Origin of the sequence: Streptomyces sp. KM273126, assembly GCF_004337435.2 — a bacterium.
Lineage (GTDB): Bacteria > Actinomycetota > Actinomycetes > Streptomycetales > Streptomycetaceae > Streptomyces > Streptomyces acidicola.
Genome location: NZ_SJXB02000001.1, coordinates 1,825,388 through 1,841,620 on the forward strand (window position 1 = coordinate 1,825,388; position 16,233 = coordinate 1,841,620).

Below are 16,233 nucleotides of genomic sequence, written 5' to 3' on the forward strand. Positions count from 1 at the left end.
ACTCCGGTCCTGCCGTGTGATACCACGGCGACCGTTTCGGCACTCCCCCTTCTCCTCAGGCTACTGCGTCGCCGATCATTCGCAAGCGACCCGAGGAATCCCGATGGGACTCACGGTACATCACCTTCCGCTTAAAGTTCGGTGGGAATGTTTTTTTGACACCCCAATGAACCTGTGGCGCGGTTTTTACGTCAGGGGAACGCCGGGGGAGAAGGTCCCGCGGCTCGTCGGCCTCGGCGCCGGGCCCGAGCCTCGCGACGTCACGACAGTAGGGGGACGGATGGTACGACCAGTCACCACACCAGGTGGCGTTGGCGGGTCGTCGGCGGTCGGCAGGCAGCCGCTCCTCATCGCGCACAGGCTGGTCATGACTGTTTCTCTATCCGGACGAGTGCGCCTTGAGACCCCTGGACGACAGGTCAGGGGTCCCTAGGGGCTCCCCAGGGGGCGGGCCGGACGGATCACCGCGTCACTGGGGCGGGTTTCCGTGCTTCCGAAGCGGGAGGTCCGCATGCTTGCTGTGCAGCATGTCCAGGGAGCGGATCAGTACCTCACGGGTCTCGGTGGGGTCGATCACATCGTCGAGCAGCCCGCGCTCGGCCGCGTAGTACGGGTGCATCAGCTCGGTCCTGTACTCCTTGACCAGCCGTGCCCGCATCGCCTCCGGGTCGGGAGCTTCCGCGATCCGGCGCCTGAAGATGACGTTCGCGGCGCCTTCCGCACCCATCACGGCGATCTCGTTCGTCGGCCAGGCGAACGCGAGGTCGGCGCCGATCGACTGGGAGTCCATCACGATGTAGGCACCGCCGTACGCCTTCCTCAGGGTGACCGAGATCCGGGGCACCGTGGCGTTGCAGTAGGCGTACAGCAGTTTGGCGCCGTGCCGGATGATGCCGTCGTGCTCCTGGCTCACTCCGGGTAGGAATCCGGGTACGTCGACCAGGGTGACCAGCGGAATATTGAAGGCATCGCACATCTGCACGAACCGGGCGGCCTTCTCCGAGGCCTTGATGTCCAGGACTCCGGCCAGCGAGGCGGGCTGACTGGCGACGACGCCGACCACACGGCCGCCGAGCCGGGCCAGGGCGACGACGATGTTGGTGGCCCAGCGCTCGTGGATCTCCAAGTAGTCGCCGTCGTCGACGAGTTCCGTGATGATCTCGCGCATGTCGTAGGCGCGGCCGCCGTCGGCCGGCACCAGGTCGAGCAGGGCCTCGCACCGCCGGCCCGCCGGGTCGTCCGCCTCGACGGCCGGCGGGTTCTCGCGGTTGTTGCCCGGCAGCAGCGACAGCAGATAGCGGACCTCTTCGAGGCAGGTCTCCTCGTCGTCGTACACGAAGTGCGCCACGCCGCTCGTCCCGGCGTGCACGTCCGCTCCGCCAAGGCCGTCGTGCGAGATCTCCTCCCCGGTCACCGCACGGACCACGTCGGGGCCCGTGATGAACATCTGCGAGGTCCCACGGACCATGAACACGAAGTCCGTCAGGGCGGGGGCGTAGGCGGCGCCCCCGGCGCACGGTCCCAGCATCACCGATATCTGCGGGACGACCCCGGAAGCCCTCGTGCTGCGCCGGAAGATCCCGCCGTAGCCGGCGAGCGCCGAGACGCCCTCCTGGATCCGGGCGCCCGCACCGTCGTTCAGGGACACGATCGGCGCGCCCGCCGTGAGGGCCATGTCCATGATCTTGTGGATCTTCTGCGCGTGGGCCTCGCCGAGGGCACCGCCGAAGACACGGAAGTCGTGGGCGTACACAAAGACTGCCCTTCCGTACACCGTCCCCCAGCCCGTGACGACACCGTCCGTGTACGGTTTGCGGTCTTCCAGGCCGAACCCGGTCGCCCGATGCCGCCGAAGGGGTTCCACCTCGTTGAACGAACCCTCGTCCAGCAGCAATTCGATCCGCTCGCGGGCGGTCAGCTTGCCTTTGGCGTGCTGGGCCTCGGTCGCCTTCTCACTGGGGCCGCGGCGGACCTCCTCCCGAATGGAGCGAAGCTCCGCGACGCGGCTGGGGAAATCGTGCGCGACCTGCATGCTGCGATCCCTCCGAATCTGCCCGAATCAGTCGGCTGTGCGGGGGTACTTGCGGTACTTCAGGCATTCGACATCGAGGTTCGGAAATTCCTACGACCCGGCCGGACACGGCAATCGTAGAAATCACCACGGCCCCTGTTCATCCCCTGAGACCCCCTCAATCTCCTCGGGGATTCGACACCGCACCGAAATCCCGGGGCCTCAAGTAACGGCGCGTCGCCACAGGTTGGCCTGCTTTTCAATTCCGTACAGGTTTGAAAGGGCGCCCGGCGCGGCACGCGACGCTTACGGCGCGATCGACCGGAAAGAGGCGCAAGAAGAAACCAAGGGCACGCCGTCAGGCCGTTCGCCTACTCGGCGCTGAGGGCCGCGTAGGCGCGTAGCTGGTGGGACTGCCCGTGCGATGTGCCGACTGTGCCGACGCGCAGGGCCGCGAAGGGGCCCGTGACCCCGACCAGGTGCGGGACCGGCCGCAGCGTCAGCCGATCGCCGGGGCCCAGGAGGCCGTCGAGGACAGCCTCGCTCACCAGATGGTGCAGGTGGACCAGACACGCGGCGATCGTCAGGCCGGCCGTGGCCAGGTACAGCTCGCGGTGCACCGGGGCACGGTCACCGGCAGGGCCGTCCGCGGGCAGTTCGACGACCGTACCGGGCAGGGCGGGCAGCTCGGCGGTGACGGGGAACAGTTTGAGCAGGCGGCGCAGGGCCGTGCTGTGTTCGGCGGGCGCCGGACCGAGCCAGGCGGCCGAGCCGTCGTCGGCGACATGGTCGAAGTCGAACCGCTCGCGCAGGTTGGCCGGGTTACCGGCCAGGAAGACGGTGCGCGTGAAGTCGTGGCGCCACGCTGCCGCCGCCTCGTGACCGACCCGGCGGGCGAAGGCGTACGTCTCCCCGAGCCAGGCGGGCAGGTCGAAGCCGCGCAGCACGCAGACCGCCAGCACCTTGGGATCCTCGCTCGCCGCCGCCACCTCCTCGCGCGCCGCCAGCAGTCCCTCGTCGGTCAGCAGATCGACCCGCGCGGCCAGCTCGGGCCGGACGTCACGGATGCGCCGGGCGTTCTCGGCACGCAGCAGCTGCTGGGAGATGATCACAGGTAGACCGCCTCCAGGAGGTCCCGGGGTGGAGCGGGGCGGTGCCTGGCCAGCAGGCCGGCCGTCAGACGGTAGGGGTTGACGTGCAGATGGTCCTTGCGGTGGCGGGCCAGCACTTCCGGCACGGCGGCCCGGTCGGGGCTCCGGCCGTCCGACAGCAGCCGGGTGGCACGGGTCAGGCTCTGGCGCAGTACGTCCTTGCGGAACGACTGCTGCTGGCCCGTACCGAGCACCGCTATGAAGTACAGGCGCATACCGAGACGCAGCACCGCCTCATCACACCCTTCGCCCACCTCGTCCAGGAGGGCATCGACCGTGTGCCCCTGCCAGCCGCCGTGGCGCGCGGACCGGATCCGGCCGTCGATCGGGACACGGCCGAGAACGACACGGCGTACGGTGGTGCCGGTGGCCACCAGCACGCGTTCCACCAGGTGGTAGTCGGCCTCCAGCTCCCGGTCGTACAGCAGGACGACCTCGTCGAAGGACGGGGCCAGCGGCAGGAGTTCGCGCATCATGCAGGCCAGGTAGTTGGGGCGGCCGTGGGAGTCGACGATCTGGCGCAGCGGCAGACCGTACCGGGTGGCGTCCAGGTACACGGGCCCCCCGCAGGCGCGCAGATCCAGGCAGAACCCCAGGGCGGACAGCCGCTCGACCGACTCCTCGGCGTCGAGAGCGGGCGGCTGGTGCGCCAGCAGCCCGGGGTCGTGCATGCCGAGGCGCGCGTAGTGCGCCGCCCAGAGCTCCAGGACCCGGGCGCCCGCCGGGTGCACCCAGCCGTGCGCCTCCACCGCCTCGGCGTAGGGGCGCAGGGCCGCAGCGCCGGCCTTCTCCTGCCGCGCCCGGTAACCGACGTACATCTCACCGACCTGCTCCTCCGACAGCCCGGAGTAGTCGGCGTCCCCGACCGTACGGTCGAGGTACTCCCAGAAACCCAGCGTCTGCTCGGTCAGGTGATAGGTGGTGGGGCTGTAGCGATAGGTGACGTCGGCCAGCCCGCTGCTGGCCCGGTACATCACATCGGTCCACAGCAGGCCCTTGAGATGGCTGGGGGTGAGCGGCTTGGACGGGGTGACGGTGATCGGCGCCAGCAGCACACGGGGCCTGCCCGGCCGGCGCCCCTGCGCGGCGACGGCCGGGTCCTGTGCGGTCAGGGTGCCGTTCATGCCGGCCGTTTCCGCCCGTGGACGAAGAACACCCGCCGCACGCCCGTCACGGAGCGCGCGGGCACCGGGTCCGGCCAGCGGCCGTAGTCGGCGTCCGGGTCGCCGGGCTGTACCGCCTCCACCTGGAAGCCGTGCGCGTCGAACAGCGCTTCGGGCTCGTCCGTACCGAACACCCATGGGCAGCCCCAGCCGGCGAACACGTCCAGGAGCGCCTGGACGTCCGGCAGCGTCAGCGCCGCCGCGTTGACGAGGTCCGCGGCGATCCGGCTGCCCGGCGCCATGAGGGCCGCCACCTGGTCCAGCAGGCGGTGGGCGTCCTCCTGGCCGACGTAGTAGAGCAGGCCCTCCAGAAGCCAGACGGAGGGGCGGTCCGGGTCGTATCCGGCCGCGAGGAGTCCGTCCTGCCAACCGGGCCGGGTGAGGTCGAGCGCCACGGCCCGCCGGTCGACCCGCGGCTGCTCGGACCGCAGCTGCTCCTCCTTGTAGGCCAGCACGGCGGGCCGGTCGAGCTCGAAGAAGCGCGTGCCGTCGGGCCACCGCATGCGGTAGGCCCGCGAGTCCATTCCGGCGGGAGCGAGCACGACCTGCGGAGTGGCGCCGGCGCGGGCCGCACCCTGGAGGAGGTCGTCCAGGAAGCGGGTGCGGATGGCGTTGTAGTCGGGGGTGCTGGGCACGGTGCGTTCCCCGTCGCGCGGGAACGTGGTCTCGCGTATCTCCCGCAGCAGCGCCATTCCCGCGTCCCCCGCCAGCCGGGCGGCGTAGGGGTCGTCGAAGAGCCGGTCCTCGCGGCTCGTCTCCGCCGCGCGCAGAGCGGCCGTCAGCAGGGACGTCTGCTCAACGGCGTCCAGGGTGTTCGTCATGCCTGTCCTTCCCCGACGGGCCGTGCGGCGCCGGTCAGTCGTTCCCACAGTGCCGGGTCCTGCCGGAAGAGCCGGTCCTTCACCTGGGTCGGCCGGATGCCGGTGGCGACGGCCGTGTGCCAGTCCGCCAGGAACGCGTCCTCGTCCAGCAGGCCCACCGTCAGGGCACCCAGACGCCCCTCGGAGCGTGCCGTGCGGTAGTCGCCCGACTCACCGCCGATCGCGGTGTCGAGCAGCGCGGCGAAGCGCGTGGTCTCCGCGGGCGACCACGCCCCGTACGGTGCCAGCGCGAACTCGTACGACGGCGTACTGCCGTACGACGGTGTACTGCCGTCCGGCGGCGCGCTGCCGTCCGCACCCACGACCCGGCAGGCGGCGTTGCGCACATCGAGGCCCGTGCTCCGGGCCACCGCGGCCAGCGCCCGGAGCACCTGCGCGTCCCGCAGGCGTTCCCCGGCGGCGTCCGACCGGGTGGCGCGCCCGGCGTACTCGACCCGCGGCACTCCGTCGACGCGGTCCACCACACGGACCACGTCACCCACCGCGTAGCGGTACAGCCCGCCGATGTGGCTGAAGACGACGTGGTAGTCACGTCCCGCCTCCAGCTCGTCCCACGCCAGCGTCTCGGCGTCGGGCCTGATGTCGTCGGCGGCGTCCAGGAACTCGTACACCGAGGCGCCCACGGTGAGCGAGCAGGCCGAGGTGTGCCGGTCGAGCGCGACGCCCACCGGCCCTTCCGAGGCCGCGACCGGCGCGGGCAGCGTGGCCACGCCGGGGCCGAACTCCTCGCGCAGTCGCGGCAGATAGAGCGACGCCATGCCGGTCGTCCAGCAGAACAGCGCCCGCATGTGCGGCCAGACGTGGGCCGGGCGGATCGTGCCGAAGTGGTGGGCGAGGCGCTCCAGTTCCCGCGCCCGCTCGGGATCGGGGTCGGTGCGGTGCAGACCGCCGAGCGTGCCGTCGTGGATCTCCTTCACCAACCGTGGCCACCACAACCGGAGTTGGTACGGCAGGGCGGCGACCATGGCCGGGTTGATCCCGATGACGCAGCGTACGTCGCTGGTGACCGCCAGGCGCAGCCGCAGGTACGCCTTCTCCAGGTGCTCGTGCGCCTCGACGGGCACCGGCAGGGTGCCCCAGGGCGCACCCGTGCCGGGTTCGGCCGACAGCGGCTCACCGAACTTCGCACCGAAGTCGACCTGGCTGGCCCCTACATGCGGCCGTCCCGAGGCGGTGGTGGGCGGAGCGCTCAGGGGATCGTGCTTCAGGTTGAGCACGGCGTCCGGGCGGGCGAGCACGTCGGGGAAGTGTTCGATGAGCGGGGCCCAGGCGGCGTAGTAGAACGGAAAGAAGGTGCGCCGCATGAAGCTCGGGGTGACCGGGACCTTCTTGTGCGCGCCGGTCGTGCCGCTGCTGGTGAAGTACACGGCGGGATCGTCGGCGCTGAGCACGTTGCTCTCGCCGGCCGCCATCCGTTCGATGGACGGCCCCAGGGCGGCGTAGTCGTTGATCGGGACGGCCTTGCGGAGGTCGCTCAGATCGCGGACCGAGTCGAAGCCGTGGGCGCGTCCGTACTCGGTGCCCGCGTTGAACTCCGTGAGTTCACGCAGCACACGCTGCTGCTCCTCCCGAGCGTCGGCCAGTGCGGCGACGATCTCCTCGCGCTCGCCGAAGACCCGCCGCCGGTAGCGGCGGACACGGTCGGGGTCCGCCCACTCCTCAGACAAGTTCATGGACGCCGAGCACCTCCTGGATCTCCTGCGCGACGGTGGACACCTGGTCCTGTTCGCCGATGAACGAGACGGGCAGGGAACGGACCTCTTCCCGCAGCGCCTCGTTGAGGTCGGCCTGGAAGCTCTCGAAGGACGCGCGGTCGCCGTGCTGTCCGTAGTGCTCCAGCGGGTTGAGATCGCGGCCCTCGCCGCAGCGCCGCCAGGCCGTCTCGGCGGACACCTCCAGGAAGATGACCTGCTGGGGCCGCGGGAAGGACCGCCACCAGTCGAACAACGGGTGCTCGTCCAGCCCGGTGAGACGGCACTTGGCGAGCATCTTGTAGTAGTAGGAATCCACCAGGACGGGGGCGCCGGCAGGACTGCGCGTGATGCTGTCCCTCAGGTGCAGCACGGCCGTCTGCAACATCGTCAGCATGAAGTCGGCCGAGTAGTCGTGGTGCAGGGCGGGCATCACGTCGCCCACCAGTCCGCGACGCAGCCGGGCGATCAACGAGTGCCCGGGGTCGAGCAGTTCCTCGTCGGCGGAGACGATCCGCACGCCGCCGGCGCGTCCGGCGAGTTCCTTCAGCGCGGCGGACTTGCCCGCGTAGTCGGTGCCCAGCACGACGGAGAACGGTGGCGTCGCCCGGTCCGCCAGGCCCTGCGTGCTCGTGCCGGCCGACGACTGGACGCGGTGTGCTTCGGTGACGCGGCGTAACGGACTCACCGTCACGCCGTGGCCAGTGGGGGGTTCAGTCATACGGCGTCCACCGTCCTTCTCTCTGAACTGGCGCAGCAGGCCGGCCGGCACGGCCCGAGTGATCGGACATCGGACCGTTCTCGGCGCGAGCCGGTGACGACCCGAGACCACTATTAGTGACAGTTGGACGGTGGTGGTCTCAACCCGTAGTGCCCCCTACCTGCGCGGTCACCGAACCCCGTCATTTGAGGGGCCGGTACTCGGCGTGTTGGGTTGCGCCGTGCCGACGGGGTGGTAATTGCCGTACAGGTGCCCCCGGCCGGTGGCCGGCTTACGGGGCCGCCGGGCCGGTCGCGGGTTCCGGGCGGTCGGGTGCGGCCCGCCATTCGGCGATGACGCTGTCCAGGTGGGCGCGGGCCGCGGCCTCGACGGCGGGGGCGTCGCCCGCGCCGATCGCGTCGATGATCTCCAGGTGCTGGGGGAGCGAGCGCGTGGGGCGGCCCGGGCGCAGGGAGAGCCGGAACTGGTAGCGCACCATCCGCGCGTTCAGACGGTCGAGCAGCCCCTCGGCCACCTTCTGGCCGCTGATGCGCGCGATGGACTCGTGCAGCCGGCGGTTGAGGCAGGGAGTACGTGTCGAGGGCGCCGTCGCCGACCGCCTCGCGCATCCGGACGCCGATCTCCCGCAGCGCCTCCCGCTCCTCCTCGGTGGCGAGCTGTGCCGCCCGGGCGGCGCACAGACCCTCCAGGGAGGCCCGGCACTCGGTGATCTGGATGGCCTCCTCCACCGAGATCACCCGGACCAGGGCGCCCCGGCGCGGGATCAGCTCGACGAGCCCTTCGGCGGCGAGGTCCTGCAACGCCTCGCGAACGGAGCTGCGCGTCGCTTGGAAGGTGTCGGACAGCTCCTGCTCGATGAGCCGCCGGCCCGGCACCATGTCCCCCGACGCGAGCGCCCAGGTTGTCGTGCCGTGCCCTCCGGGACACACCCGAGTGCGGAAGACCGAGGGGAAGCGATGGAGCAGCCCGAGACGGCGGCGCCCGAGGCGGTGCGCACCCCGCCCGCGCGGCGGTCAGACCGCGATCCCCTGCTGGTTCCTGCGGGGCGGCACCTCGCGCGGGCCCTTCTTCCGCGCCACCGACCTGCCCACTTCATCGCCGGCGCCTGGATCCTCGGCGTGGTCACCCTGGCGGTCTTCGGCCCCAGGACCCGGGCCGCGCGGATGGCCGCGCCAGTCACCCAGGTGAACGAGAAGGCCGGGGCCCGACCGCCGGCACCGCCCGGACAGCCCACACCACCCACACAGCTCGCTGCCGGTGCACGCTTCGGTTAGAAGCGTGCACCGGCAGCGGCATGGGAAAAAGAAAGCGCTGCTGACGCAGCGCATTTGGTGCCCCCAACGGGATTCGAACCCGTGCTACCGCCTTGAAAGGGCGGCGTCCTAGGCCGCTAGACGATGAGGGCTATCGGCCCACCTGGGCGCTTTGCAGCGCGTCGGGGACGTGAGAAGCATAGGCGATGCGAGGAGGGTTCGCCAAAACCGTTTTGGGTCCCGGTAGGCGACCGGCCCTCACCGCCCTGTGGGCGACGGACTGCCGGACGGACGCGAAGCCGAACTCGGCGACAGGCCCGGCGGCGAACCCGGGGACGAACCCGGGGACCGGGTCGAGGACAGGCTGGGAGACGGAGTGGGTGACGGAGTCGCCCCGGGCTGGTTCTCCTCCGGAAGGTGACGGCTGACCTCGGCCGTCGTCAGGCCCAGGCCGCCCAGTTTGATCTCGTCCCAGGCCTGGAGGCGGCGGGTCTCCCGGTCGAGGTAGAGGACCGAGGCCTCGATGGGGTCGGGGTACTCGCCCTCCACCGCCCGCAGCCCGCTGCCGCCCGTCGAACCCTCGAGGCGCAGCCGTGTGCCGTACTTCATGACCTCCATCTCCTGGTGGTGGAGATGCCCCGCCAGCGCCAGCGGTACCTCGCCGTCCGCCTGGCGGGCCGCGTCCGGGTTGTGGGCGATCGCCACGTCCACCGGCCTGCCCGCCTTCTCCTGATCCCGGAGCGCGGACGCCAGCCGGGCACCGGCCAGCTCCTCCGACTGGGCGGCCCCGAGCTTCGCCGAGCGGTCGGGAGTGAACTGGGGATCCCCCATGCCCGCGAAGCGCAGCCCGCCCAACGAGAGCGCCCGGCCCTCGTCCAGGACGTGCACGTTCTTCATGTTCTCCAGATAGCGCTGGGTGGTCATCGAGTCGTGGTTGCCGCGCACCCACACGTACGGCGCCCCGAGGCTCGCGATCGGGTCCAGGAAGCCGTTCTCGGCCGCGGTCCCGTGGTCCATGGTGTCGCCGGAGTCGACGATGACGTTGATGTCGTACTGCTCGACCAGCGAGGCGATGATCTTCCAGCTCGCCGGGTTGAGGTGGATGTCCGACACGTGCAGGACCCGGATCGTGCTCGGGTCGGGGGTGTACACGGGGAGGGTGGACGTGACGTCGTACAGCTTGGTCACGTTCGTCACCAGGCGCGCCAGCTCCTTCTGGTAGACGTCGAACTCGGTGACGATGCTGCGCGCGTTGCCGACGAGGGAGGGCGCCGAGGACAGCAGCCCGGAGAACTTGGGCTCCAGGACGGAGTTCGGGTTCCAGGTGGCGAAGGCCGTGCCGCCGGACACGGTGAGCAGGCCCAGGGCGAGGCCGCCGGCGGCCAGGGCGCGGCGCGGGCGGCGGTAGACGGCGAGCCCGAGCGCGGTGGCCCCCGACACCACGGCCACGCAGGAGCGCAGGGCCAGGTCGAACGTGCCGTGCCGGACGTCACTCGCGATCTCGTCCTGGAGGCCTGAGATCCGCTCGGGGTGGTCGACCAGGGCCTGGGCGCGGACCGGGTCGAGCTGGTCCACGTTCACGTCCAGGCGGACGGGCGCGACATGGCTGCGCAGCTCCAGCGCGCCGAGCGGCGAGACGTTGATCTTCGTGCCGCCGTCGAGCGAGGGACGCAGGGTCATCGTGGTGTTCATGGGACCGACCGGCGTGCGGACGTTCCCCACGATCAGCAGGCCCAGCCACGCGCCGAGCAGCACCACGGCGACGAGGCCGAGGGCACGGGTCCAGGGGTGGGGCTGGTTGACGAGTTCGACGGTCGGGTGCGAACGGCGCGCCCGGTACTGACCGACCAGGGCGCCGGGCGACTGCCGTACGCGCCGCAGGGCGGCGACAGCGAGAGCGGGGACGCGGGCCATTGATCCCGTATGCCCGGTTACGGGGGTGGCTATGCGGGGCTGATGGTGGAGACCGAGGTGACCAATGTCTCGTCCGACTCGTCTGCGTCGTCCGACTCGTCTGTGTCGTCTGTGTCGGCTGTGTCCTCTGTCTCGTCGTGCAGCTCTCGAGGCCTGTGGGCGCCGGGCGGCCCCAGGTCAGCCCCAGCCCAGCTCGTGGAGCCGCTCGTCGTCGATGCCGAAGTGGTGCGCCACCTCGTGGACGACCGTGACGGCCACCTCGTGCACCACGTCCTCCGCCGTCTCGCAGTAGCGCAGGGTCGGGCCCATGTAGATCGTGATGCGGTCCGGGAGCACTCCGGCGTACCACTCCCCGCGCTCGGTCAGCGGGGTCCCCTCGTACAGGCCCAGGAGCTCCGGGTCGTCCGCGGGAGGCTCGTCCTCGACGAACACGGCCACGTTGTCCATGACCCGTGTCAGCTCCGGCGGGATCTGGTCCAGGGCTTCACTCACCAGCTCTTCGAACGCCTCGCGCGTCATCTCCAGCACACGGCCATTGTCACGGACGGCCGCTCCGGGGGAGCGGGACGGGGTTGCCCGCCGTCCGCGAGTCGCTCGCGGAGCAGGGGGCGCGGCGGCGTACTGTACGCCCTCGGTCACGGCTGAGCCACGCTCATCCGGGGCGCGTGTCCTCTTGTGGGCGGCGGGAGTTGGGCAGGTTGACTTCTCCCGCCCGCCCTCGGAGGTGGCTGCCCGTGCGCGCCTTGTACGTACCCGTCCGTCTGGCCGCCACGGTCATGACCCTCGCCGCGGCCGCCGGCTGTGTGAGCGTGGGCGACGACGACGGGGCCAGGCCGGGGCCCTCGCACTCGGCCCGGCAGCGGGGCGGCGAGGAGCCGGACGGCGGGACGGCGGGGTCCGACGGTGGCGGCACCGACCACCAGGGCGGGCGCGGGAAGAAGGGCTCGGCGGCCGGGCCCCACACGTCCGAGTCCGCGTCGTCGTCCCCCTCGGCCTCCGCCTCCCGAACCAGGAAGCCGTCCCCCGGGGCGACCGCGAAGGACAACAAGGGCGGCGGCAAGGACGACGGGCCGCAGAAGCCCGAGCCCCCGCAGGACGAGCCGACCCCCACGCGCACGCCGGAGCAGCCCCCGCCCACGAAGGAACCGGAGTCCCCGGCCCCCGAACCCTCCACGCCGGAGCCCTCGTCCTCGGCCCACGAGCAGAGCACGCAGCTGGTGGAACGCGAACCGGCACCACGGGCGGGCGAAGCGGCGGCGTAGGGCTGCGGGAGACCGAGGCACACGGAGACCGTGGGTAGGGATGCCTGGGCGCCCGGAGAGGGAGCGGCACCGGATCGCCTTCGTGGCCCCGGCCCGCCGCCCCCGTGCGGAGCGCAAAAGCGTTCGCCAGCAATTTCGGCGAGGTGAGATCCTGGTCCCCGTATGTCTACGCATCCTGCCCCCGCCCTCGGCGCCCTCGCCCCCCGCCTGGCCGAGCTGTCCCTGCGCGACGCGCACCGGCTCGGGCGCAGGCTCGAAGGCGCGCGCAAGATCCGCAATCCGGAGGCCCGCGCCGCCGTCGTCGCCGAGATCGAGGCGGAGGTGGCGACGGCCGAGGACCGGATGGCCGGGCGGCGTGCCCGCGTGCCCGCCGTCACCTACCCCGAGCAACTGCCCGTCAGCCAGAAGAAGGACACGATCGCCGAGGCGATCCGCGACCACCAGGTCGTGATCGTCGCCGGTGAGACGGGCTCCGGCAAGACCACGCAGATCCCGAAGATCTGCATGGAGCTGGGCCGTGGCGTCCGCGGCATGATCGGGCACACGCAGCCCCGCCGTATCGCCGCCCGGACGGTCGCCGAGCGTGTGGCGGAGGAGCTGGACACACCCCTGGGTGAGTCCGTCGGCTGGAAGGTGCGCTTCACCGATCAGGTGAACCCGGACGCCACCTTCGTCAAGCTGATGACGGACGGCATCCTGCTCGCCGAGATCCAGACGGACCGCGAGCTGCGCGCCTACGACACGATCATCATCGACGAGGCCCACGAGCGGTCCCTCAACATCGACTTCCTGCTGGGGTACCTGTCCCAGCTGCTGCCGAAGCGGCCGGACCTGAAGGTCGTCATCACCTCCGCCACCATCGACCCCGAGCGCTTCTCGCGCCACTTCGGCGACGCGCCGATCATCGAGGTCAGCGGCCGGACGTACCCCGTGGAGGTGCGCTACCGCCCGCTCCTGGAAGAGGACTCCGACGACGCCGACCGCGACCAGATCACCGCGATCACGGACGCGGTCGAGGAGCTGATGGCCGAGGGCAAGGGCGACATCCTCGTCTTCCTCTCCGGCGAGCGCGAGATCCGCGACACAGCGGACGCGCTGGTGAAGAAGAACTACCGCTTCACCGAGGTGCTCCCCCTCTACGCCCGGCTCTCGCACGCCGAGCAGCACCGCGTCTTCCAGCCGCACACCGGCCGCAGGATCGTCCTCGCCACGAACGTCGCCGAGACGTCCCTCACCGTCCCCGGCATCAAGTACGTCATCGACCCGGGCTTCGCCCGCATCTCGCGCTACAGCCACCGCACCAAGGTGCAGCGGCTGCCCATCGAGGCGGTCTCCCAGGCCAGCGCCAACCAGCGCAAGGGCCGCTGCGGCCGTACGTCGGACGGCATCTGCATCCGCCTGTACTCCGAGGACGACTTCACCACCCGCCCGGAGTTCACCGACGCCGAGATCCTGCGGACGAACCTCGCGTCCGTCATCCTCCAGATGACCGCGGCCGGCCTCGGCGAGATCGAGAAGTTCCCCTTCATCGACCCGCCGGACCACCGCAACATCCGCGACGGCGTCCAACTCCTCCAGGAACTGGGCGCGCTGGACCCGGCCCAGAAAGACCCGCGGAAGCGCCTCACGGAGACCGGCCGCAAGCTCGCCCAGCTCCCCGTCGACCCGCGCCTGGCCCGTATGGTCCTGGAGGCCGACCGGAACGGCTGCGTCCATGAGGTCATGGTCATCGCCGCCGCGCTCTCCATCCAGGACCCGCGCGAGCGCCCCGCCGACAAGCAGACCCAGGCCGACCAGCAGCACGCCCGCTTCAAGGACGAGACGAGCGACTTCCTCGCGTACCTGAACCTGTGGCGGTACATCCGGGAGCAGCAGAAGGAGCGGGGATCGTCGTCCTTCCGCCGCATGTGCAAGCAGGAGTACCTGAACTTCCTGCGCATCCGCGAGTGGCAGGACATCCACAGCCAGCTCCGCACGGTCGCCAAGCAGATGGGCATCCGGCTCAACGAGGAGGACGCGGCCGACCAGAGCATCCATGTCTCGCTGCTCGCCGGCCTGCTCTCGCACATCGGCATGAAGGACGTGAGGGAGTCCAAGGACTCCGGCCAGGGCGCACGCAAGGAGGGCGGCCGGAACGAGTATCTGGGCGCCCGCAACGCCAAGTTCGCGATCTTCCCGGGCTCCGCCCTCTTCAAGAAACCCCCGCGCTTCGTCATGTCGGCCGAGCTCGTCGAGACGTCCCGCCTCTGGGCCCGCGTCAACGCGCGCATCGAGCCCGAGTGGATCGAGCCCCTCGCCGAGCACCTCCTCAAGCGCACCTACAGCGAGCCGCACTGGGAGAAGGACCAGGCCGCGGTGATGGCGTACGAGAAGGTCACGCTGTACGGCGTCCCGATCGTCGCCCAGCGGAAGGTCAACTACGGCCGTATCGACCCGGAGACGAGCCGTGAGCTTTTCATTCGCAACGCCCTCGTCGAGGGTGACTGGCGCACCCACCACAAGTTCTTCGCCGACAACCGCAAGCTCCTGACAGAGGTCGAGGAGCTGGAGCACCGCGCCCGCCGCCGCAACATCCTGGTCGACGACGAGACCCTGTTCGACTTCTACGACCAGCGCGTGCCCGAACACGTGGTCTCCGGCGCCCACTTCGACTCCTGGTGGAAGCGCAAGCGGCACGAGCAGCCCGACCACCTCGACTTCGAGCGGGAGATGCTGATCCGCGAGTCGGCGGAGGCGGTCACCAAGGCCGACTACCCGGACTCCTGGCGGCAGGGGCAGCTGAAGTTCCGCGTCACCTACCAGTTCGAGCCGGGCGCGGACGCCGACGGTGTGACCGTCCACGTCCCGCTCCAGGTCCTCAACCAGGTCACCGACGAGGGCTTCGACTGGCAGATCCCGGGCCTCAGGGAGGAGCTCGTCACGGAGCTCATCCGCTCCCTCCCCAAGCCCATCCGCCGCAACTACGTACCGGCGCCGAACTTCGCGAAGAAGTTCCTGGGCACGTCCGTCCCGCTGCAGGAACCGCTGACGGTGACCATGGCGCGCGAGCTGAAGCGCATGGTCGGAGTCCCCTTCGAGGCCGACGACTTCGACTGGGCGAAGGTGCCGGACCATCTGCGCGTCACGTTCCGTATCGTCGACGAGCGTCGCCGCAAGCTCGCCGAGGACAAGGACCTTCAGGCCCTGCAGCTCAGGCTGAAGCCGAAGGCGAGGAAGGCCATCTCGCAGGCCGCCGCGGCCACGGCGGAGCGTCAGGGCGGCGAGTCCCTGGAGCGCTCCGGCCTGACCGACTGGACGATCGGCTCCCTCACCCGCATCTTCGAGACGCGCCGCGCCGGCCAGCCGGTCAAGGCGTACCCGGCGCTGGTCGACGACGGCGACACGGTCTCGGTCCGCCTCTTCGACACGGAGGCGGAGCAGGCGGAGGCCATGTGGAAGGGCACCCGCCGCCTGATCCTGCTGGGCATCCCGGTGAACCCGGCGAAGTTCGCCTCGGAGAAGCTGACGAACCCCCAGAAGCTCGCCCTGTCCGCGAACCCCCACGGCTCGATCCAGGCCCTCTTCGACGACTGCGCGACGGCCGCGGCCGACCGGCTGATAGGGGACCTCGGGGGACCGGCCTGGGACGAGTCGTCGTACCGGAAGCTGTACGACAAGGTGCGCGCCGAGATCGTCGACACCACGGTCCGTACGGTCGGCCAGGTGCAGCAGGTGCTGGCCGCCTGGCAGGCCTGTGAGCGCCGCCTGAAGACCGTACGGAGCCCCGCGCTCCTGCCGAACCTCCAGGACGTACGGGCTCAGCTGGACGCCCTCGTGAAGCCCGGCTTCGTGACGGAGACGGGTCTGCGCCGACTGCCGGACCTGATGCGCTACTTGGTGGCCGTGGACCGTCGCCTCCAGCAGATGCCGACGAACGTCCAGCGGGACACCACGCGCATGGAGAAGATCCACGAGATGCGGGACGAGTACGCCTGGCTCCTGGAACAGATGCCGCAGGGCCGCCCGGTCCCCGCCTCCGTCCTGGACATCCGCTGGATGATCGAGGAACTCCGCGTCAGCTACTTCGCCCACGCGCTGGGCACGGCGTACCCCGTCTCCGACAAGCGCATCGTGAAGGCCATCGACGCGGCGGTACCGTAACCGCCCCGGTACTCCGGGTGAGTTCGACCGGGGGCTCACCCTCCTG

The 16,233-nt window shown here is 70.7% G+C and carries 11 protein-coding genes, 1 tRNA gene and 1 pseudogene; 3 read left to right on the top strand and 10 right to left on the bottom strand.

What is annotated here, in order from left to right:
* Positions 1-469: 469 nt before the first annotated feature.
* The 7 genes and pseudogenes from E0500_RS07840 to E0500_RS07870 form a co-directional block, all read right to left on the bottom strand.
* Entirely contained in the window at positions 470-2,032 is a 1,563-nt protein-coding gene (locus E0500_RS07840) for an acyl-CoA carboxylase subunit beta (RefSeq protein WP_131560427.1), read from the bottom strand.
* 350 nt (positions 2,033-2,382) lie between these two features.
* Positions 2,383-3,123 (bottom strand): DUF6182 family protein, encoded by a 741-nt coding sequence (locus E0500_RS07845; RefSeq protein ID WP_131560429.1) that lies wholly within the window; start codon positions 3,121-3,123, stop codon positions 2,383-2,385.
* Entirely contained in the window at positions 3,120-4,286 is a 1,167-nt protein-coding gene (locus E0500_RS07850) for a hypothetical protein (protein WP_131560431.1), read from the bottom strand. The genes E0500_RS07845 and E0500_RS07850 overlap by 4 nt, the downstream gene beginning before the upstream one ends.
* The gene (locus E0500_RS07855; RefSeq protein ID WP_131560433.1) at positions 4,283-5,146 is read right to left on the bottom strand and encodes an SAM-dependent methyltransferase; all 864 of its coding nucleotides are present in this window, start codon (positions 5,144-5,146) and stop codon (positions 4,283-4,285) included. Before E0500_RS07855 ends, E0500_RS07850 begins: the two co-directional genes overlap by 4 nt.
* Entirely contained in the window at positions 5,143-6,879 is a 1,737-nt protein-coding gene (locus E0500_RS07860) for a GH3 auxin-responsive promoter family protein (protein ID WP_131560435.1), read from the bottom strand. Before E0500_RS07860 ends, E0500_RS07855 begins: the two co-directional genes overlap by 4 nt.
* Complete coding sequence (locus E0500_RS07865; RefSeq protein ID WP_258572666.1) at positions 6,866-7,618, bottom strand: hypothetical protein; 753 nt, start codon at positions 7,616-7,618, stop codon at positions 6,866-6,868. Before E0500_RS07865 ends, E0500_RS07860 begins: the two co-directional genes overlap by 14 nt.
* Before the next feature lie 271 nt (positions 7,619-7,889).
* Positions 7,890-8,496: pseudogene (locus E0500_RS07870) on the bottom strand (GntR family transcriptional regulator).
* A gap of 78 nt (positions 8,497-8,574) precedes the next feature.
* Between E0500_RS07870 and E0500_RS07875 the strand changes: the two are divergent.
* Positions 8,575-8,892: a hypothetical protein gene (locus tag E0500_RS07875; RefSeq protein ID WP_309505252.1), complete on the top strand. Its 318-nt coding sequence runs from the start codon at positions 8,575-8,577 to the stop codon at positions 8,890-8,892.
* A 55-nt stretch (positions 8,893-8,947) separates the two neighbouring features.
* On the opposite strand, the gene E0500_RS07880 is transcribed toward E0500_RS07875, so the two are convergent.
* From E0500_RS07880 to E0500_RS07890, 3 genes are all read right to left on the bottom strand, one after another.
* Positions 8,948-9,023 (bottom strand) — tRNA-Glu (locus tag E0500_RS07880).
* Between the two features lie 106 nt (positions 9,024-9,129).
* A complete protein-coding gene (locus E0500_RS07885) occupies positions 9,130-10,785 on the bottom strand; it encodes a metallophosphoesterase (protein WP_131560437.1) in 1,656 nt (551 codons plus the stop codon).
* Between the two features lie 177 nt (positions 10,786-10,962).
* On the bottom strand, positions 10,963-11,313 hold the full coding sequence (locus E0500_RS07890; RefSeq protein ID WP_131560439.1) for a metallopeptidase family protein: 351 nt from the start codon (positions 11,311-11,313) through the stop codon (positions 10,963-10,965).
* A 206-nt stretch (positions 11,314-11,519) separates the two neighbouring features.
* On the opposite strand from E0500_RS07890, the gene E0500_RS07895 reads away from it, so the two are divergent.
* A complete protein-coding gene (locus E0500_RS07895; protein ID WP_131560440.1) occupies positions 11,520-12,047 on the top strand; it encodes a hypothetical protein in 528 nt (175 codons plus the stop codon).
* A 162-nt stretch (positions 12,048-12,209) separates the two neighbouring features.
* A complete protein-coding gene (hrpA, locus tag E0500_RS07900; protein WP_131560442.1) occupies positions 12,210-16,187 on the top strand; it encodes an ATP-dependent RNA helicase HrpA in 3,978 nt (1,325 codons plus the stop codon).
* Positions 16,188-16,233: the final 46 nt, after the last annotated feature.